General features: G+C 42.6%; 26 protein-coding genes. 1 reads left to right on the forward strand and 25 read right to left on the reverse strand.

The features are described from left to right. Window positions 1-152: 152 nt before the first annotated feature. The 4 genes from HNQ41_RS10995 to HNQ41_RS11010 form a co-directional block, all read right to left on the reverse strand. Complete coding sequence (locus HNQ41_RS10995) at window positions 153-1604, reverse strand: alkaline phosphatase (protein WP_246421640.1); 1452 nt, start codon at window positions 1602-1604, stop codon at window positions 153-155. 178 nt (window positions 1605-1782) lie between these two features. Continuing rightward, the gene (gene murA, locus HNQ41_RS11000; RefSeq protein ID WP_184664490.1) at window positions 1783-3105 is read right to left on the reverse strand and encodes a UDP-N-acetylglucosamine 1-carboxyvinyltransferase; all 1323 of its coding nucleotides are present in this window, start codon (window positions 3103-3105) and stop codon (window positions 1783-1785) included. 32 nt (window positions 3106-3137) lie between these two features. Beyond that, complete coding sequence (locus tag HNQ41_RS11005; protein ID WP_184664492.1) at window positions 3138-3938, reverse strand: YwmB family TATA-box binding protein; 801 nt, start codon at window positions 3936-3938, stop codon at window positions 3138-3140. A gap of 145 nt (window positions 3939-4083) precedes the next feature. Continuing rightward, on the reverse strand, window positions 4084-4317 hold the full coding sequence (locus HNQ41_RS11010; RefSeq protein WP_184664493.1) for a DUF1146 domain-containing protein: 234 nt from the start codon (window positions 4315-4317) through the stop codon (window positions 4084-4086). Between the two features lie 550 nt (window positions 4318-4867). Here HNQ41_RS11010 and HNQ41_RS11015 point away from each other — a divergent pair. Continuing rightward, window positions 4868-5044: a hypothetical protein gene (locus HNQ41_RS11015; protein WP_184664494.1), complete on the forward strand. Its 177-nt coding sequence runs from the start codon at window positions 4868-4870 to the stop codon at window positions 5042-5044. A 241-nt stretch (window positions 5045-5285) separates the two neighbouring features. Here HNQ41_RS11015 and HNQ41_RS11020 read toward each other — a convergent pair whose 3' ends face one another. The 21 genes from HNQ41_RS11020 to HNQ41_RS11120 all read right to left on the reverse strand — a co-directional run bounded on the left by HNQ41_RS11020 (window position 5286) and on the right by HNQ41_RS11120 (window position 22945). After that, window positions 5286-6740: an NADH-quinone oxidoreductase subunit N gene (locus HNQ41_RS11020; protein ID WP_184664495.1), complete on the reverse strand. Its 1455-nt coding sequence runs from the start codon at window positions 6738-6740 to the stop codon at window positions 5286-5288. A 4-nt stretch (window positions 6741-6744) separates the two neighbouring features. After that, window positions 6745-8277, reverse strand: a complete 1533-nt coding sequence (locus HNQ41_RS11025) for a complex I subunit 4 family protein (RefSeq protein ID WP_184664496.1) — start codon at window positions 8275-8277, stop codon at window positions 6745-6747. Beyond that, window positions 8274-10136: an NADH-quinone oxidoreductase subunit L gene (gene nuoL / locus HNQ41_RS11030; RefSeq protein ID WP_184664498.1), complete on the reverse strand. Its 1863-nt coding sequence runs from the start codon at window positions 10134-10136 to the stop codon at window positions 8274-8276. The genes HNQ41_RS11025 and nuoL overlap by 4 nt, the downstream gene beginning before the upstream one ends. 38 nt (window positions 10137-10174) lie before the next feature. Beyond that, entirely contained in the window at window positions 10175-10486 is a 312-nt protein-coding gene (nuoK, locus tag HNQ41_RS11035; protein WP_281394013.1) for an NADH-quinone oxidoreductase subunit NuoK, read from the reverse strand. Then, the gene (locus HNQ41_RS11040; RefSeq protein WP_184664500.1) at window positions 10483-10986 is read right to left on the reverse strand and encodes an NADH-quinone oxidoreductase subunit J; all 504 of its coding nucleotides are present in this window, start codon (window positions 10984-10986) and stop codon (window positions 10483-10485) included. The genes nuoK and HNQ41_RS11040 overlap by 4 nt, the downstream gene beginning before the upstream one ends. Next, on the reverse strand, window positions 10983-11435 hold the full coding sequence (locus HNQ41_RS11045; RefSeq protein WP_184664501.1) for a NuoI/complex I 23 kDa subunit family protein: 453 nt from the start codon (window positions 11433-11435) through the stop codon (window positions 10983-10985). The genes HNQ41_RS11040 and HNQ41_RS11045 overlap by 4 nt, the downstream gene beginning before the upstream one ends. Window positions 11436-11439: 4 nt before the next feature. Then, the gene (gene nuoH, locus HNQ41_RS11050; RefSeq protein ID WP_184664502.1) at window positions 11440-12399 is read right to left on the reverse strand and encodes an NADH-quinone oxidoreductase subunit NuoH; all 960 of its coding nucleotides are present in this window, start codon (window positions 12397-12399) and stop codon (window positions 11440-11442) included. Next, complete coding sequence (locus HNQ41_RS11055) at window positions 12399-13511, reverse strand: NADH-quinone oxidoreductase subunit D (protein WP_184664504.1); 1113 nt, start codon at window positions 13509-13511, stop codon at window positions 12399-12401. The genes nuoH and HNQ41_RS11055 overlap by 1 nt, the downstream gene beginning before the upstream one ends. A gap of 16 nt (window positions 13512-13527) precedes the next feature. Next, window positions 13528-14007, reverse strand: coding sequence for an NADH-quinone oxidoreductase subunit C (locus tag HNQ41_RS11060; RefSeq protein ID WP_184664505.1), 480 nt, complete (start codon window positions 14005-14007; stop codon window positions 13528-13530). Beyond that, window positions 14000-14530, reverse strand: coding sequence for a NuoB/complex I 20 kDa subunit family protein (locus HNQ41_RS11065; RefSeq protein WP_184664506.1), 531 nt, complete (start codon window positions 14528-14530; stop codon window positions 14000-14002). Before HNQ41_RS11065 ends, HNQ41_RS11060 begins: the two co-directional genes overlap by 8 nt. Further along, the gene (locus HNQ41_RS11070) at window positions 14521-14892 is read right to left on the reverse strand and encodes an NADH-quinone oxidoreductase subunit A (RefSeq protein WP_184664508.1); all 372 of its coding nucleotides are present in this window, start codon (window positions 14890-14892) and stop codon (window positions 14521-14523) included. Before HNQ41_RS11070 ends, HNQ41_RS11065 begins: the two co-directional genes overlap by 10 nt. 835 nt (window positions 14893-15727) lie before the next feature. After that, window positions 15728-16129 carry a F0F1 ATP synthase subunit epsilon gene (locus HNQ41_RS11075; protein WP_184664510.1) on the reverse strand — a complete coding sequence of 134 codons (402 nt, stop codon included), beginning with the start codon at window positions 16127-16129 and terminating at the stop codon, window positions 15728-15730. Window positions 16130-16199: 70 nt separating this feature from the next. Continuing rightward, window positions 16200-17612: a F0F1 ATP synthase subunit beta gene (gene atpD, locus HNQ41_RS11080; RefSeq protein WP_184664511.1), complete on the reverse strand. Its 1413-nt coding sequence runs from the start codon at window positions 17610-17612 to the stop codon at window positions 16200-16202. Window positions 17613-17652: 40 nt separating this feature from the next. Then, window positions 17653-18558, reverse strand: coding sequence for an ATP synthase F1 subunit gamma (gene atpG / locus HNQ41_RS11085; protein WP_184664512.1), 906 nt, complete (start codon window positions 18556-18558; stop codon window positions 17653-17655). A 36-nt stretch (window positions 18559-18594) separates the two neighbouring features. Beyond that, complete coding sequence (gene atpA / locus HNQ41_RS11090; protein WP_184664513.1) at window positions 18595-20100, reverse strand: F0F1 ATP synthase subunit alpha; 1506 nt, start codon at window positions 20098-20100, stop codon at window positions 18595-18597. An 11-nt stretch (window positions 20101-20111) separates the two neighbouring features. Next, the gene (locus HNQ41_RS11095; protein WP_184664514.1) at window positions 20112-20666 is read right to left on the reverse strand and encodes a F0F1 ATP synthase subunit delta; all 555 of its coding nucleotides are present in this window, start codon (window positions 20664-20666) and stop codon (window positions 20112-20114) included. Next, window positions 20663-21154: a F0F1 ATP synthase subunit B gene (gene atpF / locus HNQ41_RS11100; protein WP_184664515.1), complete on the reverse strand. Its 492-nt coding sequence runs from the start codon at window positions 21152-21154 to the stop codon at window positions 20663-20665. Before atpF ends, HNQ41_RS11095 begins: the two co-directional genes overlap by 4 nt. A gap of 90 nt (window positions 21155-21244) precedes the next feature. Further along, window positions 21245-21451, reverse strand: a complete 207-nt coding sequence (gene atpE / locus HNQ41_RS11105; protein ID WP_184664516.1) for a F0F1 ATP synthase subunit C — start codon at window positions 21449-21451, stop codon at window positions 21245-21247. An 89-nt stretch (window positions 21452-21540) separates the two neighbouring features. Beyond that, window positions 21541-22266: a F0F1 ATP synthase subunit A gene (gene atpB / locus HNQ41_RS11110; RefSeq protein WP_184664517.1), complete on the reverse strand. Its 726-nt coding sequence runs from the start codon at window positions 22264-22266 to the stop codon at window positions 21541-21543. 44 nt (window positions 22267-22310) lie between these two features. Then, complete coding sequence (locus HNQ41_RS11115) at window positions 22311-22715, reverse strand: ATP synthase subunit I (protein WP_184664518.1); 405 nt, start codon at window positions 22713-22715, stop codon at window positions 22311-22313. Continuing rightward, window positions 22712-22945, reverse strand: a complete 234-nt coding sequence (locus HNQ41_RS11120) for an AtpZ/AtpI family protein (protein WP_184664519.1) — start codon at window positions 22943-22945, stop codon at window positions 22712-22714. Before HNQ41_RS11120 ends, HNQ41_RS11115 begins: the two co-directional genes overlap by 4 nt. Window positions 22946-23072: the final 127 nt, after the last annotated feature.

The raw sequence follows: 23072 nt of genomic DNA on the forward strand, positions 1-23072 counted from the left end.
CTCACGGTGGACACCCTTGCCATTCGCTAACAGTTCCCACTGCCAAGCCTGTAGTGGACTTTCACCACCTAGCTGTCAGACATGCCGGGCACACCAGAAAAACAGCCATGTGCTTAGCATATGGCTGTTTTCTAAAAGGGTTGGATTGGGTGTTACTCGATAATCTCTCCAGGCTCATAGTCTAATTCTGCTAATTCTGCAATTCGTTGTACAACGTCGGTGTTGTCCATAACTCCGTTAAATGATTCAGACCCAATGCCGTCTGCAAATATAGGGACCATGTTCCCGGTATGTCCCCCTGTTTCATAACTATTAGCCCGAATTTCTCTATCCATCACACCTGCACCGTAGTGGCGAGCGATGAAACTTCCTAATTCCCATGCCTGTTCATGAGGAAGAAGTAACTCTCCTTCTTGATTATAGATATACTCGTTGAAGTTTGCGATCTCTTCGTCTGTTAAGGATACGCCTGCATACTCTTCTACAACCGATTTGACGGATTCCGACGCATATTCGCCTGCCTCATCGTCAAATTCCATCTGGTTGACCATATACTCCGGAGAAGCGCTTACCTCTCTTAAACCTTCCTTATCCATCGTCTCAGAAGCCGCAACGCCCATTGTTTCATGATCAGCCAATACGACAACGAGTGTATCATCACGACCTTCAGCCCAATCCATGACGTCCCCTACCGTATAATCAAACTCAATCGTTTCTTGCCAAATGTTTGTAAAGTCTGCTGCGTGTGATGCATGGTCAATTCTGGCACCTTCGACCATTAAGAAGAAGCCGTCTTCATTTTGTGATAAAGAATCCAATGCAATTTCCGTCATTTCGTTTAAACTAGGCTCGTTTGAATCGTACAAATCATAATCTGTTTTATAGTTCATAAACGATGGGTGGAACAATCCTAATAATTTCTCAGTATCTTCTTCTGCTAATAACTCATCGCGATCTTCAACAAATGCATAACCTTCATCAATAAATTCCTGGATGAGATCGTTACCACCTTGATTTTCAGGAATGAAATCTCCTTTTCCACCACCTAACAACACATCATATTCATTTTCAAATAAATGTCGGGCAATTCCAGGTGTTTCTGATCGGTGATCTACACTTGCACCAAATGAAGCAGGGGTTGCATCTGTGACTGTATTATTCGAAATAAGCCCAACGCTCTTTCCATTTTCTTTAAACAAATCAGCTACACTATCTAACGGTTCACCATCAGGTCCAGTACCGGCTCTACCGTTATCGGTTTTCGTTGAAGATGAGATTGCTGTACCTCCTGCTGCTGAGTCTGTTGCCCAATGGTCATTAGAAAATGTATTCATCCAAGCCGCGTCCGTTAGTTCTGCCATATGGAGTTCACCTTCCATTCCATGTTCCAATAACCTGGCAACTTCCATCTGGCCTGCAGCCATTCCATCTCCGATCATCATAATGACGTTTTTAGGCATGGCATCATTACTTACTTGCTCAGCTTCTTGCTCTTCCTTCTCGTCCGTACCCTGTTCGTCTTCTCCTTCTCCCTGATTATTACACCCGACTAGTAGGGTCCCACTTAAACCTAATAACGCTAAAGATGTAAACCATCTATTCATCTCAACATTCCCTCCTTTATTTGTTTTGTGTTTAGATTCTCCATCGTTATTTAGACATATACATCCATACAAAAAGACTCATTCGCAACGGCTGACTGTTGACAGCTGCGAATGAGTCTTTATGGTGGGGGCTGTAACGTTTCTAGCTGATGTTCAATGAGCATCATCACTTGAAGTATTACACCCCAAATTCATTTACTTTTAATGGTGCGGGTGCGTTCAAGTTTTCTAAACGTTCTTCTACGTCTGTGACGCGTTCAATATCTGCACCAAGCCCTTTTAATTTCTCTGCAAAGTCAACGTACCCACGGTCAATATGCTTGAGCTCTGTGACACGTGTGTAACCTTCTGCAATCAAACCTGCAAGTACCAATGCTGCACCAGCGCGTAAATCCGTTGATGATACTTCAGCACCTTGCAATTGACATGGCCCTTGAACCATTGCACTACGTCCTTCGACTTTAATATCTCCATTCATGCGACGGAACTCTTCTACATGCATGAAACGGTTCTCGAAAACTGTTTCCGTGATTACACCCGTTCCTTCTGCTTTGAGTAAAAGTGCCATCATTTGCGCTTGCATATCCGTTGGAAACCCAGGATGTGGCATCGTCTTTAAATCGACAGAAGATAATTTCTCTGGCGCAGTGACCTGAATGCCATCTTCTACTTCTTCGATATTTACGCCCATTTCACTCATTTTTGCGATTAATGGTCGTAAGTGTTCTGGTTCAGCATTCTGAATCAATACATCTCCAGCTGTAATCGCTGCGGCAACCATAAACGTTCCCGCTTCTACGCGATCAGGAATAATATGATGGTTGGCGCCGGTTAATTTATCGACCCCTTCGATACGGATCGTTCCTGTTCCTGCGCCTCTTACTTTCGCTCCCATCGCATTTAAATAATTAGCGAGGTCAACAATTTCTGGTTCTTCAGCGACATTTTCTAAAACAGTCGTTCCTTCAGCCATTGTTGCGGCCATCATAATATTTTCTGTTGCGCCAACACTTGGAAAGTCGAGGTATATCTTCGTCCCTTTTAGACGATCTTTGACACTTGCTTCGATGAAGCCGTTTCCAATTTCAACTTCTGCTCCCATCGCTTCAAAACCTTTTAAATGCTGATCAATTGGTCGAGAACCGATCGCACAACCTCCTGGTAGCGCAATACGAGCGTGACCGACACGAGCGAGAAGCGGTCCCATAACGAGGAAGGACGCTCTCATCTTGCGGACGTACTCAAATGGGGCCTCCGTCTTCAATTGCTTTTGTGCGTCGACGGCTACTGTTCCGTTTTCATATTGAAGATCAATATTTAAATTCCGTAAAACTTGGTTAATCGTGTATACGTCAGCAAGAGCTGGTGCATCATAAATCTTGCTCTTCCCTTCACTGGCTAAAATGGATGCAGCGATGACGGGCAAAACGGCATTTTTAGCACCTTCCACTCTAACTTTTCCGTTTAATTGCCTGCCACCGCGGACGATGATTTTTTCCAACGTATTCCCCTCCGCGTCCAGTTTCTATATTATTAGTATTCAGTCGTTATAATTGGTGTTCCTATTGTAACGTTTGTTTCGCCGCCCAATCCTCTACCTTCTTGCCTAACAGCAATTTGCAGATTCATGTCTTCGCCGTTCGTTGTCAGGCCTGTCTTAGGCAAATTGGAAGAATGAGCAGAGATTGATGCAAATGTTGATTCCGATAGTTGCTCGATATGATTTCCATCATAGGCATTGAGTAACTCTTCAGCTTGGTCTGTTACCGAATCCCCTTCTGCAACTTTTGCTTCACCTTCTATACGTAGGTACGTATTTTCGGGTGTTTGCCAAGGATAAATGGCTTCATCAATCATTTCTATTTGTTGTCCGATTTGATTTTCATTTAAGGCGTTTGTATGTTCTTGTTCAACTAGGACATACGCTGTGTAAGTTGAACTGTTTGGCGATGGTTGATAAGCAACGAGCGTCATGCGTTCTTGCATACCTGTAGAGGCATCCTCATTTTTACCAATTCGCTTAATGCCGTGATCTTCGTTCCAGTTAGGGTCTTCCTTCCAATCTAATTGTGGATAATCACGGCTCATTTCGTTCAACCAATTTTGAACATCACGCTCAGACGCCTCTTTATCAACGACTTCACGTGTATACGTATGCCAAGAATTAACTTCAATGTTTTCTTGCTCAGCTGTATCAAGTAACGTCGTTAGTGTATGTGTAATGGGTTCTGATTGTGATGAAGATTCACTGTAACCAAAATTAGGATTAATGGTACTAACAATAACAAATGTTAAGATTGCGATTCCACCAAATAATTCTTTTTTACTTACCATGATAACTCCTCCCCGCTTTCATCATTCAATGAACGTTTTATTTATTAGCAGTTTTGCTTTTTTTGCGGAGTGGCATACATGGAAGTTGCAGTTAAAAGGTGACATCTTTTGCAGGTACCATCTTAAAGCCATTATATACAGTTTTTTAAAGCAAATGCCTAAGCATTAACGACCAATTGAAATAATTTAACACAAATTGGCTAACTAAATGTGTTAACGCTAAAGTGACAAGGATCATCAATAATTTTGCCTTTGGACCTTCTGGATCTTTGACAAAGAGGTCGAATTTAAATGATTGAATTGCCCACCAAACGAGGATCAGGACAGCGAGCGTCACTGATATGTTAAAAATCGCATCTTGTCCTAAATCTTGAAGCATTCTCTAGACCCTCCGAGCGTGTCTTTTCTCTTCATCGTTTTTTGTCCGTTTTTAGCATTTAAGAAATCATCTTGTCGAAAATGTTTAGTACATTATGATTTCTTAAATCCATAAACGTCTTTTAAAATAAACGATCACAAAATTAATGATATCGAATTTCTACTAGGAATGCTATAACATTTTTGCGAATGTTTAGCTTTTGTTACCATTTTCTTAAATTTTTCCTTTGTAAATTTGAATAAACAAGCCAGTCACTCGACTTTTCACCTATATTTAAAGCAGATAAAATATTGTCGAAACATATTTCATAAGACTTCGACAAATTAAAACACCCCTTGTCGCTAGGAAGCGTTCCCTAGCGGCAAGGGGTGTTTTTTTCTAGCGGAAGGTCGCCGATGAGCGAGCGCCCTGGACGCCTTCCGCTTTTCTTACTGTCTAGTTTTAGCGCCTACGAGCTCGAGGTCATTTCAGACCGTTAATGAAAGCCATAAAGCGGCTTTCTGCTTCTCTGCGTTCCAAAGAGCGTTTACTTCGGCGCATAGGCTTCGATTTGCCTCGACGGATACGCTACAAAGCAACGCTAGAAGAGGAAGAGGCAATGCTTGCTCCTGCGCCGCAATGCTTGCTCGTCGCAGATAAACCGTTGTCGCTCGTGACCGAGGCGCTTTCGCTTTTCTTCCTGTCTAGTTTTAGCGCCTACGAGCTCGAGGTCATTTCAGACCGTTAATGAAAGCCATAAAGCGGCTTTCTTTTAACGGTCTTCCAATGCTTGCTCCTGCGCCGCAATGCTTGCTCGTCGCAGATAAACCGTTGTCGCTCGTGCCCAAGGCGCTAAAACTTTTCTTTGTCCAGCTGCGGGCGCTATCGGCTCGAGGTTGCTTCAAAGCGACATTAGAAGCAAAAAGCGCTTCTTTATGTCGCTTCTCCAGCACTTGTCGCCGATTACCGAGCGCCCTCCGCTTTTCTGTCTAAAAGAACCATTGTAGGTTGTTGAAGTAATTGGTCAATACGTTGGCAAGGAGTCCGAATCCGATTGTTCCGACTAAAGAAATTGTTACGACAGCTGATACCGGTTTTGGTACCGATAACGTTTGGTCATCGTTTGGCTTTGGATCACGCATGAACATTTGTTTCATGATACCAAAATAGTAGAAGAAAGATACGATACTTGTGAAAATCATGATCACTGCAAGCCAGAGCATTTCAGCTTGGATTGCACCGACGAAAATGTAAAACTTACCGAAAAAGCCAGCGGTAATCGGTAAACCAGCTAAAGACAATAAGAAAATCGTCATTGCAATCGCCAAATATGGCGCTCGCTGGTATAAACCTGAAAAACTCGTCAATGCATCATCTTCGGTGTCTTCAGTGACAAGCGTAATAATCGCAAACGCTCCTAGCGTCATAAGTAAATATGCGACAGCGTAAAACGTGATCATGCTCATCGTCATGTCTAGTGATACCATCGTTGCGACAGGCACGAGCAAGTAACCAGCTTGCGCAACTCCTGAAAACGCCATAAGACGCTTCACTTTTCTTTGTACAATCGCAATCATATTACCAACGATCATCGTGATCGCAGCAAGCAGCGCAAAGATGAAGGCCCATTCATCATAAACAGACTCAAAGCCTACAAAGAAAACGCGCAACACGATGCCGAAACCTGCAATTTTCGAAACGACCGATAAAAATGAAGTAACTGGTGTTGGTGCACCTTCATAGACGTCTGGCGCCCACATATGGAATGGTACAACGGAAATTTTAAACCCGAAGCCTGCGATCATGAACATAATCGCCATCGTCATGATGTATGGATAATCAGCAAACAGTGTTGGCACTGCTTCATTAATATCTACGAGGCTCGTCGTACCAGTTAAACCGTATACAAACGACATTCCGTACAAGATAAACGCAGATGCGGTTCCACCGAGTACAACATATTTAATTGCAGCCTCTGTCGACTTTCCGTTATATTTCTTAAACCCTGCCAAACAATATGCAGAAATACTTAGTAATTCTAAGCCAACAAATAAAGTGATCAAGTCTGCTGAAGACACCATAAGCATGGCACCTAAAGTAGCAAACAATAATAAGGAATAGTACTCACCTTGGTAGACGTCCCGATGGCGATCTACATAATACATAGAAATCGCGATGACACCGGCGACGCCTAAAAGGATAACAATTTTCAAAACCATCGCGAAGCCATCAACAACGAACATGTCACCAATTTGTCCTGTTTCCCGATTAAAGACAGCAACAAGTACTGTTGTAGCTAATAGCGAAAGAATGCTCAAACGCCCAAGAAACGGCTTGTTTCGGCTCATCCCCGTCATAAAATCTAGCGTAAAAATAACGAGGGCTAGGATCATTAAGACGATTTCCGGAGTCATTAAAGACCAGTTGGCATTATAGGCTGACATGTCTTTAACCCCCTATCTTCGACACGATGTCGATTACTGTAGTGTTAATTACGTCACTGAGAATGGATGGATAAACACCAATGAGGAGGCTTAGTCCTAATAAACCGATCATCGGTATATATTCCATCGGTCTTGCATCCGGCAAGCCGAGGTATTTCTCATCCATTTTCCCAAAGGTCGTACGCTGCATTGCCCAAAGAAGGTAGGCAGCCGTAAAAATAATACCGATCGCACCGACAACAGCGATGACGCGTGCTGCGGGAATGATTTCTGCTGATGCACCGAAAATACCGATGAACGCGAGCAATTCACTAACGAAACCGGACAGCCCTGGTAACCCTAAGGAAGCCATTGCTGCTGCAAGCATAAAACCTGCTAATACCGGTACCGACTTCGAAAGGCCACCCAATTCGGAAATCGTGCGCGTATTCGTTCGTTCGTAAATCGCACCGACCATGAAAAACAAGAGTGCTACGATAAAACCATGTGAAACGAGTTGAAAAACTGCACCTTGTATACCCGCCTCAGTTACCGATGCGACACCTAAAAGGACGATCCCTAAATGGCTAATACTAGAATATGCGATTAGCTTCTTCAGATCGGTTTGTACCAAAGCTATAAAGGCTCCGTAAAGAATATTCACAACCCCTAATATGGCGATAAACGTCGCAAAGTTCACTGCTTGATCTGGTAAAATACCATAGCTAATACGGAGTAGTCCGTATGCACCCATTTTTGACAGGACACCTGCCAACATCATCGATACACCTGTAGGGGCTTCTACATACGCATTGGGTAACCACGTATGAAGTGGAATGATCGGAAGTTTAACTGCGAAAGCAATAAGCAGTGCCAAGAAAATACCTGCTTTCAAACTATCAGTTAGAACGCCTGAAACTTCCGGATTTGAAAAAATGTCCGCCAAAGCGCTTATATTAAACGTCGCATGAGAAAAGGCTGTTGCTTCAAAAGCTTTATATGCCAAGGCTATAAAAGCCATCACCATAACAGCACTTCCGAGTCCATTGTAAATTAAAAATTTGATAGAAGCAGGCTCTCGTTCTTTTCCTCCCCATATACTTATTAAAAAGAATACAGGGATCAATGTTAATTCAAAGAATAGGAAGAAAAGAAATAGGTCCTGTGCTACAAATACACCCAATAAACCCGTCATCAATATAAGTATCCAAGTAAAGTATTCTTTCACTCGTTCTTTAATGTTAAAAGAAGCCGTGATAGATAGTGTTGTTATTAATGTGACCAATAAGAGTAGTGGCATTGATAAACCATCGACCCCGAGGTCATAGTAAATCTGAAAATCACCGAGATTGATCCATGAATAACTTTCTACAAACTGCATTCCTGATTGTGAGCGGTCAAATCCAATCCAAGCAAGAATTGATAAAATGAGCGTGATGATCGATGTCCCCGCAGCGATAGAACGAATCGCATTCTTTTGTTCTCGCGGTATTGCTAAGATTAATAATGCGCCAACGAGCGGGAAGAAAACGATCCAAGTTAATAGATTTGGGATCATCCGAAATACCCCCTTAGCATGAAGGCAAGTGCCACAACCGCAATTCCTCCGATGATGGTAACAACACCGTACGTTTGAAATTGACCAGTTTGTCGTTTACCAAGTCCACTACCGACTGAACGTGTCACGACAGCTAATAAGTTAACAATGCCATCGACGATGAAGCGGTCAATTGCGTAAAGGGCTTTACCGATACCAACACATGGACGTACAAATACGACAGTGTATAATTCATCCATAAAATACTTATTCATTAATAATCTATGAGCAGCACGGAATTTTCCTGGTAAGAAATCTTCGGAAATACTTCTTTTTCCGTAAATGACCCACGCTAGAAAGATCCCACCTATAGCTATGAGTAAGGAAACAACTGCAAGTCCAAAACCTCCGTGTGCTTGTTCTCCGACAGCTATACCTTCTGTTAAAAAACCTTCTAAAGCATGACCAGTAAATGGTGCATTCACAAACCCTGCAACAACAGCGAGTATACCTAACACAATGAGAGGTAATGTCATGAATCCATTGTTTTCATGCGGTTCATGGTCACCTCGAAACTCACCTGTAAACGCCTTAAAGAAAAGGCGGAACATATAAAATGCGGTCATGAACGCAGTAATAAGTGCGATAGCGAACAAGAAAGGATCACCATTTGCTAAGACAGAAGCAAAGATTTCTTCTTTACTCCAAAAACCTGCGAGTGGAAAAATCCCTGCGATCGCAAGTGCACCAATTAAGAACGTCACTGATGTCACTTTCATGCGACGCCAAAGACCGCCCATTTCACGAATATCTTGCCTATGGTGAACCCCATAGATCACGCTTCCAGCACCCAAGAAGAGAAGCGCTTTAAAAAACGCATGCGTCATTAAGTGAAATAAACCTGCCACATAACCAGCCGTTCCAAGTGCGAGCATCATAAACCCGAGTTGACTGATCGTGGAATAAGCCAATATTCTCTTAATGTCATGATTGACTAGCGCAATGGTCGCCGCGAAAATGGCTGTGATTGCACCGACATAGGCGACGATTGTAAGTGCTGTGTCAGATGCTAAGAAGAATGGATACATCACACCGACGAGATATACACCTGCTGCAACCATCGTTGCTGCGTGAATCAAAGCACTGACAGGTGTTGGACCTTCCATTGCATCAGGAAGCCAAACGTGCAGCGGGAATTGCGCTGATTTACCAACTGCACCTAAGAAAATACAAAGTGCAATAACAGTTACCATTGTGTCACTGATGAGGCCTGCTTCAACGGCTGCAAATGCGTCTGCGTATTCAAACGAACCTGTCGCATTAAATAGAAGAACAATCCCGATCAATAAACCAACATCCCCAACGCGCGTCGTTAGAAACGCTTTTTTCGCAGCGGAAGCAGCTTCTGGTTTATAGTACCAAAACCCAACGAGTAAGAAAGAACAAAGTCCAACTAATTCCCAGAAAATAAATAATTGTAAAATGTTCGGTGCAAGGACGAGCCCAAGCATTGAAAATGAGAAAAGACCTAAGTAACTGTAGAAGACATGGATGCGATCGTCTTCATGCATGTAATCACGGGAGAAGATATGCACAACAAGGCTAACGAGTGTGACAACGATAAGCATCATTGCATTCAGTGGTGTCACTTCGTAACCCATTGTTACCGTGCTTTCTCCAAATGTGATCCAATCGACAACAAATGTGTAGGTTTCCCCTCCGATCCTTTCAAACAAAACAGCAACCGCAAAAATGAACGATAATGCAAGTGCGGTGATGCCGACGTATGCGGCTTTTTCTCTAAGAACACGTCCGAAGAGTAAAAGCACGACAAAGGCGATAAGCGGGAAAACCGGGATTAACCAGGCGTTTTGTATCATACCATCACCTTTTCCTCTCTTAGTCTTTTGCTATAGCCTTATGAAGAGCGCAATAAGTCATGTTTAATCACGTCAATTGACGCTCGATTACGATAAAGAGCAATTAATATGGCCAACCCGACAGCCACTTCGGCTGCGGCAATGGTAATGACGAAGAGCGAGAAAACTTGACCGGTCACATTGGCAACAGGACCGACACTTGAGAAGGCCACTAAATTAATATTTACAGAGTTAAGCATTAATTCAATACAGACGAGCACAACGACAATATGTCTTCTCGTTAATACGCCATAGAGTCCGATACAAAACAGGATTGCTCCCAATGCTAAAAACAGTGTCACCGGCATCATTGTTCATCAGCCTCCTTCCGGGCAATGACGATTGCACCAATGAGTGCTGCAAGTAAGAGGATACCGACACCAAGGAAAGCGATCACATAATTGCCATAAAGCTCTAGACCGATGGCTTCCGCTGTACCGATAAACGGCTCCGTGCCGGCTGGGAGGTCCATCCCCAAAATCCCGATTAACATGATAGAAAGAAGACTACCAACGCCTATAAAACTAACAAATTTAAACACTTTGCTACGTTCAGGAACAAACGTTGTTGTACGGTGGTCTGTCATCATGACAGCAAAAACGAACAATACTGTAAGACCCCCAACGTAAACCATGATTTGTATAATACCTAGAAATTCAGCTCTTAATAAAAAGTAAAGACCTGCAATAGCAAAAGAGCAAAATGCCATTGAGAGAACACGGTGAGAAATTCGTTTTAATACGATGACGAGAGATGCACAACAAATCGCGATAAGTGCAAGGATGATAAACATGATCTCTTGACCTGTCACTTTTCCTCACCTGCCTCATCTTCATCGACTTCTTCTTCAATCGTGTAATTTCCGTAGACTTCGTTAGATGATAACCAATCGATATCTTTAAAGTGATTGGCACGGTCATATGACGATAGGTTATCGTAGCGGGCCGTCATAACAATCGCAGCTGTCGGACAAACTTCCGTACAAAAATCACACAAAATACAACCTTGAAAGTCGATGTTATACGTATCAATGACTTTCTTTTTTGGGTTATCGGGATGCGGCTTTCCTGTCAATGTAATGACATCTGTCGGACATGCGTTGACACACATGTTACAGACGATGCATTTATCAGGAAAAAAGCGGTGGATTCCACGAAAGCGCTCTGGCATCTCGACTTTCTCATCAGGGTAAAGGATGGTGAATTTTTTACTCCCAAAGAATTTAAGAGTTACACCGAAGCCTTTTAATAAGCGGAACATTTAATCACCCCATCCAAACTTTAATGATCGATGTAATCACAATATTTAACAGTGCCAGTGGAATGAGCACTTTCCAACCGAAGTTCATTAAATGGTCCACACGAGCACGTGGTAATGTTGCACGTAACCAGAACCAGACGAACATGAAGAAACACATTTTGAGTAAGAACCAAAATTCACCTGGCAAAAAGTCTGGGCCGAGCCAACCGCCGAAAAATATCGTTGTAGCAAGGGCCGAAATCGCAATCGCATAGACATACTCAGCTAGCATAAAAAACGCCATCCGAAAGCCTGAATATTCCGTGTGATAACCTGAAACAAGTTCAGATTCTGCTTCCGGTAAGTCGAATGGTGAACGATTTAATTCAGCAATAGCAGAAATCATATAAACAACAAAACCGAGAAACTGTGGAATGAAAAGCCACAAACCAATACTTTCCTGGAAAAAGACGATATCTCGTAAATTGAGGGATCCGACGAGAATCACGACGCCAACAATCGAAAGTACAAGTGGAATTTCATAACTAATCATCTGGGCCACGCCGCGCATGGAACCAAGGAGAGCGTATTTATTGTTTGAACTCCAACCACCCATAAGCACCCCGAGTGTTGTCACAGATGATAAACCAATGAAATATAGAACCCCAATATTTAAGTCAGCGGCATATAAGTTTTCACTCCATGAAACTGTAGCCAAAATCGCAAAAGAAGGAACAAATGCGATGATAGGAGCAAGAACAAATACTTTCCGGTCCGCTGCATGAGGAATAATGTCTTCTTTTATTAATAGCTTCAATACATCAGCAACGGTTTGAAGGATCCCCCATGGACCATGTCGGTTTGGGCCTGTGCGAAGTTGCATATAACCAATGACTTTTCGCTCAAACAGGATGGCTGCTGCTACCCCTGCAAGGATCAGTTGCAGCAGTACCCCGGCATATAATACCATTGGCATCAATTCCATCAGGCATCTACCTCCCCAAGTACGACATCCAAGCTACCAAATATTGCGACGAGGTTAGCAATCGGTTGACCAATTAGCAATTCTTCGAGTATTTCGACATTAACAAACGAAGGACGCCTTAGTTTAACGCGGTAAGGTTCTTTCTTTTTATTTGAAACGAGGTAAACGCCAATTTCGCCTTTGGATGCCTCAGCTCGTTTGTACACTTCACCTTCAGGAGGCTTAATCATCATGAGACGTTTTCCTTTTTTATGGATAATTTCACCTTCATCTGGGATTTGTTCACATGCTTGCTCAACAATTTTCAAAGATTCGTAGATTTCAGCGATACGAACTTTATAGCGCGCGAACACGTCCCCTTCTTCTCGTGTTGGAATATCAAAATCAAAACGATCGTAAATTGAATACGGCTCATCTTTACGAATATCAAATTTCACACCACTAGCGCGAAGTGCCGGTCCAGACAGCCCCCAGTTAACTGCGTTTTCTTTAGAAATGTAACCGACACCTTTGGAACGAGCCTGAAAAATCTCATTTCCTGTGACAAGTGTGTCATAGTCGTGAATGTTTTCACGTATCAATTCTACAGTCTCTTTGACGCGATCGATCCATCCTTCAGGTGCATCCCACTTCACGCCACCGATTCGCATGTAATTGAAGGTCATTCGCGCACCGCTAATTTCATTGAGACGATCAAGAATGTGGTCACGATCTCGAAACGCATACAAGAATGGACTTATTGCCCCCATATCGAGCATAAATGTTCCCCACCACAACAAGTGACTGGCGACACGGTTTAATTCCATTGTTAAGATACGTAAATATTCCGCACGTTCAGGAATTTCTAACCCCATTAACTCTTCCACAGACGCACAATAAATATAGTTATTAGTCATTGCATTCATATAATCGAGGCGATCTGTATATGGGATAAATTGCGAGTAAGCAAGGCCTTCTGCTAATTTTTCAGATCCGCGGTGCAAGTAACCAATGATTGGTTCAGCACTTGTAATCGTCTCCCCGCGAACCGTTACTTTTAAACGAAATACTCCGTGTGTACTCGGGTGCTGCGGTCCCATGTTCAATGTCATCTCTTCTGTATGAGTCGTCATTTAAACCTTCACCCCCCTATTCCAATCCCATAGCTTTTTTATCTGTAACGTAATCTTTTCTGAGCGGGTGACCTTCCCATTCGTCTTGAAGCAAAATTCGTTTAAGGTTCGGGTGCCCCGAAAAGTTGATCCCTAACAAGTCGTAAGCTTCTCGTTCGTGCCAATTTGCCGTTTTCCAAAGCGGTTGGACAGAAATGACCGACGGAGACGTTCTTGGTGTCTTAACTTTGAGATATAAATACTGGTCATGCGGAAATGAGTAAAAATTATACACAACTTCCATATGTTCTTCATAATCTACTCCCGTAAGACAACTTAAGAAATCAAAGCGGAATTCGTCACCATCACGAAGGGTTTCAGCAAGAGAGTGCGTCCAATGTTCAGACCAAATTGTAATAAACGGTTTTTCAAAATTCATGTCCGCCTCTTCAACTGCTTCTTCCCCATGCTGGTTTTGAATTGTTTCTTTCACAAGGTTTAAAAGGTGTTCACTCATGATCTGTCACCTTCTTTCCGCTTGCCTCCAAACGAATCTTTTGGCGAAGTTTATCAACACCGTCTAACAATGCTGGTGGTGTCGGCGGGCAACCGGGGATATACACATCGACAGGTACAACTTTATCAACACCGTTGACGACGCTGTAAGAATACTTATAAGGACCACCACATGTTGCACATGATCCCATCGCAATCACCCATTTTGGCTCAGGCATTTGGTCGTAAAGTGTACGTACAACCGGTGCCATCTTACTTGTCACTGTACCTGCAACAATCATCACATCCGCGTGACGAGGCGATGCTCGGAACATAACACCAAAGCGGTCAAAGTCATAGCGTGGCCCACCTGTTGCCATCATTTCAATCGCACAACATGCAAGACCGAACGTCAACGGCCACATTGATCGTGTTCTCGCCCAAGCTTTAACTTGCTCAACTGTCGTTAGAATAACGTTTCGGTCTAATTCGTCTTTGACACGCGGATCATACTGCACTGATTCTTGAAAACCTTTTAGTTCCATTCTAGCACCCTCTTTTTCCAAGAATATCCGAGACCTAGCGCAAGGATCAAAATAAAGATAAGCATCGCATTCAGTCCCACCCAACCTAGTTGACCAAGTGAAACAGCCCACGGATAAAGGAAAACGGTTTCAATATCAAAGATAATAAATTCAATTGCCACAATGTAGTAGGCAACATGAAACCGAATCTGGGCTTCCCCTGTAGGTTTAATCCCACTTTCATAGGTTGATAACTTATCGTCATATGGGTTTTTTGGACGAAGCAACCTACCGAATGTGAGAGAGACTACAGGAAGGGCAACACCAAAGAGCACAAAAATAATCACGTACGTGTAATTTGAAAAATATAAATCTAGCTCCATGCGTTCACTCCCCTCCATTCCCTTACTGTTTTATTATCACTTACATAACAAATTATAACAAAGTCGTTCACACAACGTCCATATTACTTAGGTTTTTAAACTTTTCATAGTTTCAACTTTCTGAATAGTGCAAAACGACTTTAAAGTATAGGTATTCAATATAAAAGTCGTTATTCCAAGGTTTGGACATTTCCTTTTAAATGATTTTATTTATAATTATTATCATTAAGAAAAGAATTAATTTTTAAATTATTTATTTTTCTTTCTTCTACTAACCCTTTTATTAAAGTATTTACAATGAAACAGCATGTCCAATTGTCATCACAAAGCAAATATTCCGTGGGAAATGTTTTGGACAGAAGTTTAATTGGGGGATCACTTCAAATACAATCACACAAATGTAAAAAAGCGTAAACTCCCTGCCTAATCATAAGGCATATATCATCGTTAAATAAAATGATATAAGTGACCTTATACGACGGTGTTTACGCTATATGCGAATGAATTTCATAATAGATAATGTAAATCTCATATCCGAACATGGATTGTGATTTTCACTGCAGGCGGACGCTTTCCCAAGGGCTTGTCTTCAGTTAAATTCAGCTCCACAAACCGTCGCTGAATTGGATCTTCAGACTGCGCTGATCCTTTGGGAGTCGCCGCCTTTCGTTTCAATCAGTTTCAAAAACGAATGTTAACCTTCGTGATAACTGATTAAATTCGTGATGTTTGTTAAAACCCTTCATTATGAAATTGGTTCATGCATTAAAACATTTTTATTTTCAACGATAAAAATGAGGCTGACATCGTCAACCTCATCTTATGGACCACATGTTTATTTTTCGGCAACGTCAAGTCGATTGATGGCACGCTTAAGGGCTAATTCTGCTCGTTTAAAATCGATATCGTCTTTTTTTGCTTTATCGAGTCGGCGCTCTGCACGTTCCTTCGCCGCTCTAGCTCTTGCAACGTCGATATCAGAAGGAAGCTCCGCTGACTCAGCAAGAACGTTTACTTCGTCTGAGCGAACTTCCATAAAGCCACCGTTAACAGCGATGAGCTGAATGTTCCCATCCTTTTTGGCACGAACAGCACCAATTGTAAGGGGCGTAACGAGCGGAAGGTGACCTGGTAAAATACCGAGACCTCCTTCTGACGTTTTGACACTCACCATTTCCACATCGCCTTCATAGACTTTGCCATCAGGGGTGACGACGTTTGCTTGCATCGTCTTCATCGTATACCCTCCTTCAACGGTGACCTAAGCGTGATTTACGCTTCGATCATCTGCATTTTGTAGCAGCCGTTTAGTCCATGTCCTTCGCTTTTTCGACCACGTCTTCAATCGGTCCTACGAGACGAAATGCGTCTTCTGGAATGTCGTCATGTTTTCCATCCAGAATCTCACGGAAACCTTTGATCGTTTCTTTAACCGGAACATATGAACCAGGTTGACCTGTGAATTGTTCCGCAACGTGGAAGTTTTGCGATAGAAAGAATTGAATTCGTCGAGCACGGTGAACGACGAGCTTGTCTTCTTCTGATAGTTCATCCATACCCAAGATGGCGATAATATCTTGTAGCTCTTTATACTTCTGTAACGTCTGTTGTACTTCACGTGCAACGTCGTAATGCTCTTGTCCGACGACTTCTGGTGATAGTGCTCGCGATGTTGATGCGAGTGGGTCAACGGCTGGATAAATCCCCATTTCAGATAAACGACGCTCAAGGTTTGTCGTCGCATCCAAGTGCGCGAACGTTGTCGCTGGGGCTGGGTCCGTATAGTCATCGGCAGGAACGTAAATGGCTTGAATTGACGTAACAGAACCTTTTTCTGTCGATGTGATTCTCTCTTGGAGCTGTCCCATCTCTGTCGCTAGTGTTGGTTGGTAACCAACTGCGGATGGCATACGTCCAAGCAAGGCAGAAACTTCTTGTCCGGCTTGTGTGAAACGGAAAATGTTATCGATAAATAACAGTACGTCTGCACCTTTTTCATCACGGAAATACTCTGCCATCGTAAGACCCGTTAATGCTACACGCATACGAGCACCTGGTGGCTCGTTCATTTGTCCGAACACCATCGCCGTTTTAGTAATAACGCCTGAATCTTTCATTTCAAAGTATAAGTCATTTCCTTCACGTGTACGTTCACCAACACCCGCGAATACGGAAATACCACCGTGTTCTTGAGCGATGTTATTAATAAGCTCTTGAATAAGAACGGTTTTTCCAACACCGGCTCCTCCGAAGAGGCCGATTTTACCACCTTTTATGTACGGTGCGAGCAAATCAACAACTTTGATCCCTGTTTCAAGGATTGCATCGTCTGTCGACAACTCTTCGTACGCAGGTGCTTCGCGGTGAATTGGGTCACGTCTTACACTTTCATCCACGGGTTCGCCAAGGTCAATTTCATCCCCTAGGACGTTAAAGACTCGGCTTAGCGTTTCGTCACCGACTGGTACCGAAATTGGAGCACCTTTATCGGCCACCTCTGTTCCACGCACAATTCCATCTGTAGACCCCATCGCAATCGCACGTACTGAGTCATCACCAAGGTGAAGCGCAACTTCCATTGTTAAATCGATGTCTACTTCACCGGGTTTCTCAGCTTTTTGCTTAATGGTCAGGGCGTTATAGATCTCAGGTAGCTCTCCCCGGTTGAACTGGACGTCTACAACCGGACCCACAATTCGTGTGACGCGTCCTATGTTCATCTTCTTTCCTCCTAACTTCCCTTATGAAGCACAGTTCAAGTTATTCAAGTGCAGATGCACCGCCGACGATTTCGTTGATTTCTTGCGTAATCGCGGCCTGTCTTGCACGGTTGTATGACAAGTTCAGTTCTCCGATGCGGTCGTCTGCGTTGTCTGTTGCAGAACTCATCGCAGTCATGCGCGCACCGAACTCACTCGCTTTCGCATCGAGTAACGAACCAAATATGATACTCTCCGCATAATGTGGTAATAACTGTTCAAGGATGACTTCTGCCGAAGGTTCATAAATGTACTCAAGCTGCCCTTTGTTCTCAGCTTCATCTTCTCCTTCGGTTTGAGTGGTATTCTCCTCACCATTTGTTACATCAGTCAATGGCAACAGTTTTGTCTCAGTCACTTTTTGACTAATCGCGCTAATGAAATGGTTGAAATGGATATAAATTTCGTCAAAAAACTCATCTGTAAACATTTCAACGGTTGTTTCAGCGATGTTTTTAATTTCGGCGTACTCTGGTTCATCGGCAACACCGACGATTTCTTGAACAACAGGCATATTGCGCTTCTTAAAGAAGTCACGCCCTACTCGCCCCATGACAATAATGCCATACTCATCTTGAGACTCGTGTCGTTCTTGAATCGTCTGATACGTATGTCGTAACAATGAACTGTTATAAGCGCCGGCTAATCCACGATCCGACGTGATGACGAGATAACCCGTTCGTTTAACTTCTTCCCGATCTTCAAGCATCGGGTGGGAAATCTCTTGATCTCCTGCGGCGATGCTACTGACGACCTCACGGATTTTTGCGGTGTATGGCAAAAACGATTCGGCCTTATTTTGCGCTTTCGTTAACTTCGCCGCCGACACCATTTCCATCGCTTTTGTAATTTGTTTCGTTTTCTTCGTGGAATTAATCTTCGTTTTGATATCCCGTAACGAGGCCATCGTTCTTCACCACCTTTTTATCTCGTAAAAGTCCGATTACGAAGCATCGAATGATTTATGAAACTCATCCATAGCTTTAGTCAGCTCTTTTTCGTCTGGAAGGTTTCCTGTATCTTTGATTTCATCTAATAGTGACTTATAGTTAGAATCAAAGAAAGTGAACAATTCTTGTTCAAAACGACGCACATCCTCGGTTTCAATTTCATCGAGATAACCTCTTGTTAAGGCGTAAAGAATGATGACTTGTTTTTCAACAGGCAGTGGTTCGTGGAGACCTTGTTTCAGTACTTCAACGGTGCGTTGACCGCGAGCAAGTTTCGCTTGGGTCGATTTATCCAAATCAGAACCAAACTGAGCAAATGCCTCTAATTCACGGAATGATGCCAAGTCTAGTCGTAGGGTTCCGGCTACTTTTTTCATCGCTTTAATTTGTGCCGAACCACCAACACGTGAAACGGATAGACCTGCATCAATCGCTGGGCGCACACCCGCGAAGAACAAGTTAGATTGTAAGAATATTTGTCCGTCTGTAATCGAAATGACGTTTGTTGGTATATAGGCAGAAATATCCCCCGCCTGTGTTTCAATAAATGGTAGCGCAGTTAAAGAACCTGCTCCTTTATCATCACTAAGCTTCGCCGCTCGCTCAAGTAAACGAGAGTGAAGGTAGAATACGTCACCTGGGAATGCTTCACGACCTGGTGGACGACGTAAAAGTAATGAAAGTTCACGGTAAGCAGACGCTTGTTTTGTTAAATCATCATAGATAACAAGAACATGCTTGCCGTTATACATAAATTCTTCACCCATTGATACACCAGCATATGGTGCTAGGTAAAGCATTGGCGCAGGCATCGACGCACTTGCGGAAACAACGATTGTATAGTCCATTGCTCCGTGCTTTTCTAGTGTATCTACTACACCTGCTACTGTTGATTCTTTCTGACCAATTGCAACATAAATACAGATCATGTCTTGGTCTTTTTGATTGATGATTGTATCCATCGCAATCGATGTTTTCCCTGTTTGACGGTCACCGATTACAAGTTCACGCTGACCTCTTCCAACTGGAATAAGAGAATCAATTGCTTTTACACCTGTCTGCAATGGCTCATGAACAGATTTACGGTCCATAACGCCTGGTGCTGGGCTTTCAATCGGGCGTGTTTTTGTTGTTTCAACAGGTCCTTTTCCATCGAGTGGTTGACCTAGTGAATTGACAACGCGACCGAGAAGCTCTTCACCAACAGGGACTTCCATAATACGTCCAGTACGTTTTACCTCATCGCCTTCACGAATTTCTGTAAATGGGCCGAGGATGACGATACCGACGGTGTTTTCCTCAAGGTTTTGTGCCATACCCATAACGCCATTGGAGAACTCTAATAATTCTCCGGCCATAACATTTCCTAAGCCATGGGCTGTAGCAATACCGTCACCGACGCGAATGACCGTTCCGACATCATTCACTTCGATTTCAGATTGATAGTCTTCAACCTGCTTTTTAATCAGCGAGCTGATTTCATCGGCTCTGATGCTCATTTCCTTCACCCCTATCTGCTTACATTCCCGTGCATCATACGTTGTTGAATTTGATTCAGTTTATTAGCGACGCTTGCGTCATAAATGCGGTCACCAATGCGAACTTTAACACCGCCAATGATTGATTCATCGACGATATTTTTAACGATCAACTGTTGGATCCCTTCGCGCTTCGCAAATGTATCAGCCACCGCTTGTTCCTCATCAGGTGACAGTGGTTTAGCAGAATATACATCTGCTTCTGAAATGCCTTGCTCTCTTTGCGCGAGTTGTTTAAACTCATAGGCTACGCCTGTGACATAAGCCTCTCTGTTATTGTCAATGAGTAAAAACAGCAAGTTCATCGTCGCTTCACTTACATCATTTTCAAAGTTTTTACGAATCAGCGTTTTCTTCTCATCCACGCTAACTTTTGGATGTTTGAAAACTTTATTAACGATATCAGTTGAAGTAAATACTTTGCTGACACCTTTTAATTCTTCATTGATTAGCTCGAGGTTGCCTTGCTCCTTTGCCAATTCGAACATCGCTTGCGCATAACGGATGGCTACAGGGTCTCGGCTCATAAGTCTTCGCCTACTTCTTTTAGTGTTTCTTCAATCAGCTTTTCTTGCTCTTCTTCGTTCAGTTCTTTTTCAATCACTTTCGAAGCGATGAGTACAGACAAGGACGAAACTTGCTCGCGAAGCGCGGTAACCGCTTGGTCCTTCTCGCGATTGATTTCAGCAAGGGCATTTTCTTTGATTCGCTCAGCTTCTTGACGAGCGTCTGATTTTATATTTTCTGCTTGTTGTTGACTTGTTTTCTTAGCATTCTCAACAATTTCTTTCGCTTCTTTACGTGCTTGTTGTACAGCCTCTCGCTGCTCTTCTAAGTATTTTTCAGCCTCTTCACGGTTTTTCTCCGCTGAGGAAATTTGTTCAGCTACATGGTCCTCACGCTTTTGCATCATGTCCATGATTGGACCGAAGGCGAACTTTTTAAGGAGCAACAAGAGAATAAAAAATGCAGCTAGTTGGAACAATGCATCCAACCACGTAAACTCATCGATCATCGGTTTTTGCCCCCTTTACGATCATACATAAGGAATGGCGAAGATTGTATCTAGACGTTCTCCGCCATAACAAATTGTTGTTCTTTAAAGTTAGAGTAATAGGAATGCAATGACGATCGCAAGGATCGGTAATGCCTCAACAAGTGGGATACCAATGAACATAACTGTTTGTAGTGGGCCACGGAGTTCTGGTTGACGAGTAATCCCTTGTAATGTACTACGTACAACGATTGCCACCCCAATTGCAGCACTTAATGCTGCAAAACTTGCTACGATTGCTACTGCTAAAGCTTCCATGAAAACATCCTCCTTTAATAAATCTTTCTTTAATGTAAAAGTGTTATTTTTTATTGAACGCTCTTAATGAGCTTTGTTCCTAAAAACATTTAGTGTTCTTCATTTACTTTGTGGGACATGTAAACCATCGTCAGCATACAGAAGATAAAGGCTTGCAGGCTTCCGATGAATACACTGAACCCTTGCCATACAACAAGTGGTAGAATCGCACCCGCTGCAGCAAAAAAGCCAAATGATCTTAAACCGACGAGCATTCCCATCAACACTTCTTTAGCGTATACGTTACCAAATAGACGCATACCGAGTGTCAATGTGTTGGAAAAGTCTTCGATGATTTTAAATGGAAATAAAAACCAAATTGGACGGAAGTAGTCTTTTCCATACTCTTTAGCACCTTTTAATTTCAGGCCATAATAGTGAGTCAATAGAATGACCATAAGGGCTAAGGAAATCGTTAATATTGGGTCAGACGTTGGTGATTTCCACCAAACTTCGTGTCCAGGTTCTCTTACTAACTCAAATGGAACACCAAGCATATTCGCTACAAATACGTAGAGAATAATCGTAATACCTAGCATAACGAAATGTTTTCCTTCTTTCCAATCCATCACGTTACTAATAATGTTTTTGATGAATTGAATGAGATACTCCAAGGCATTTTGAGCTCCTGTTGGGTACATCCTGACGGTCCTTGACATGAAAAAACTAACAAGAAAGACTATAATACAAGCGACCGTAATCATGAGGATATTTGATAGATTAACAGCTAACCATGGTACATCAAATAAGTAAATCACCGGACTTGAATGATCCAAACGCTTTCACCTCTTTCTCCTGTCTGGCTTCTTACTCTAGCTTTCTAATCATTATTAGAAAGCTTTGAACCTTCTTCTTTCATCCATTTATTTCTATGAAAGAGTGGTCCAAACATTATAATGATATAGGTTATCATTAAACCTATGATCACACCGTGAAGATCAAAGTATGTATAAAATTGAACAGCAATATATATGGTGATGAGTGCTGTTACAATGCGAAACACCGATCCTGGTGTAAAACGAATCCTCTTTCCAACCGCAGCATCACCAATTTTTTTTACTTGTCGGTATGTAGTAATTAAATGAAGCAGACTGACTCCTGCTCCTAAGGCAACACCTAAGAAGAAAGGTTTATTTTCTAATGTTAGCGCCAATATAAGCGCTAACAAAATCACTAAGACCGTACACAAGCTGAATCGCTTCGCCATGTCATGAAAATTGGTCATGATGAGTTATCTCCTAAAAAATGCCGAATAACTTGGGTGATGCCAAAAATCGCTCCACTCAAACCAACAAAAAAACCAATTAACAATAGCCAAGGGTCCGTATCAAAACGAGCGTCTAACCAATATCCTAATAGCACCCCACCGACAACAGATCCTATAAAGTAAGAGCTAATCGTCGACATGAGGGCGACCTTTTTTACAGTGTGTCTAAACTTCCCTTGTCCAGACATCGCTCGTCCACCCCAAGTCAATGACTTTTATATTGCTATAGGTCATTCATACCTAATGAAGGAATCGATTCATGATTTTACTTTGTCATCGTACAATAGAGGGGTTGTGATGTCAACGATTTCTCAT

Origin of the sequence: Texcoconibacillus texcoconensis, assembly GCF_014202575.1 — a bacterium.
GTDB classification, from domain to species: Bacteria; Bacillota; Bacilli; order Bacillales; family Salisediminibacteriaceae; genus Texcoconibacillus; species Texcoconibacillus texcoconensis.

Bases quoted from the DNA above. Each gene is read 5' to 3' on its own strand.
- HNQ41_RS10995 (WP_246421640.1), bottom strand. From the start codon at position 1,604: ATGAATAGATGGTTTACATCTTTAGCGTTATTAGGTTTAAGTGGGACC.
- HNQ41_RS11005 (WP_184664492.1), bottom strand. From the start codon at position 3,938: ATGGTAAGTAAAAAAGAATTATTTGGTGGAATCGCAATCTTAACATTT.
- HNQ41_RS11010 (WP_184664493.1), bottom strand. From the start codon at position 4,317: ATGCTTCAAGATTTAGGACAAGATGCGATTTTTAACATATCAGTGACG.
- HNQ41_RS11020 (WP_184664495.1), bottom strand. From the start codon at position 6,740: ATGTCAGCCTATAATGCCAACTGGTCTTTAATGACTCCGGAAATCGTC.
- HNQ41_RS11025 (WP_184664496.1), bottom strand. From the start codon at position 8,277: ATGATCCCAAATCTATTAACTTGGATCGTTTTCTTCCCGCTCGTTGGC.
- nuoL (WP_184664498.1), bottom strand. From the start codon at position 10,136: ATGATACAAAACGCCTGGTTAATCCCGGTTTTCCCGCTTATCGCCTTT.
- nuoK (WP_281394013.1), bottom strand. From the start codon at position 10,486: ATGATGCCGGTGACACTGTTTTTAGCATTGGGAGCAATCCTGTTTTGT.
- HNQ41_RS11045 (WP_184664501.1), bottom strand. From the start codon at position 11,435: ATGTTCCGCTTATTAAAAGGCTTCGGTGTAACTCTTAAATTCTTTGGG.
- nuoH (WP_184664502.1), bottom strand. From the start codon at position 12,399: ATGGAATTGATGCCAATGGTATTATATGCCGGGGTACTGCTGCAACTG.
- HNQ41_RS11055 (WP_184664504.1), bottom strand. From the start codon at position 13,511: ATGACGACTCATACAGAAGAGATGACATTGAACATGGGACCGCAGCAC.
- HNQ41_RS11060 (WP_184664505.1), bottom strand. From the start codon at position 14,007: ATGAGTGAACACCTTTTAAACCTTGTGAAAGAAACAATTCAAAACCAG.
- HNQ41_RS11065 (WP_184664506.1), bottom strand. From the start codon at position 14,530: ATGGAACTAAAAGGTTTTCAAGAATCAGTGCAGTATGATCCGCGTGTC.
- HNQ41_RS11070 (WP_184664508.1), bottom strand. From the start codon at position 14,892: ATGGAGCTAGATTTATATTTTTCAAATTACACGTACGTGATTATTTTT.
- HNQ41_RS11075 (WP_184664510.1), bottom strand. From the start codon at position 16,129: ATGAAGACGATGCAAGCAAACGTCGTCACCCCTGATGGCAAAGTCTAT.
- atpD (WP_184664511.1), bottom strand. From the start codon at position 17,612: ATGAACATAGGACGCGTCACACGAATTGTGGGTCCGGTTGTAGACGTC.
- atpG (WP_184664512.1), bottom strand. From the start codon at position 18,558: ATGGCCTCGTTACGGGATATCAAAACGAAGATTAATTCCACGAAGAAA.
- atpA (WP_184664513.1), bottom strand. From the start codon at position 20,100: ATGAGCATCAGAGCCGATGAAATCAGCTCGCTGATTAAAAAGCAGGTT.
- HNQ41_RS11095 (WP_184664514.1), bottom strand. From the start codon at position 20,666: ATGAGCCGAGACCCTGTAGCCATCCGTTATGCGCAAGCGATGTTCGAA.
- atpF (WP_184664515.1), bottom strand. From the start codon at position 21,154: ATGATCGATGAGTTTACGTGGTTGGATGCATTGTTCCAACTAGCTGCA.
- atpE (WP_184664516.1), bottom strand. From the start codon at position 21,451: ATGGAAGCTTTAGCAGTAGCAATCGTAGCAAGTTTTGCAGCATTAAGT.
- HNQ41_RS11115 (WP_184664518.1), bottom strand. From the start codon at position 22,715: ATGACCAATTTTCATGACATGGCGAAGCGATTCAGCTTGTGTACGGTC.
- HNQ41_RS11120 (WP_184664519.1), bottom strand. From the start codon at position 22,945: ATGTCTGGACAAGGGAAGTTTAGACACACTGTAAAAAAGGTCGCCCTC.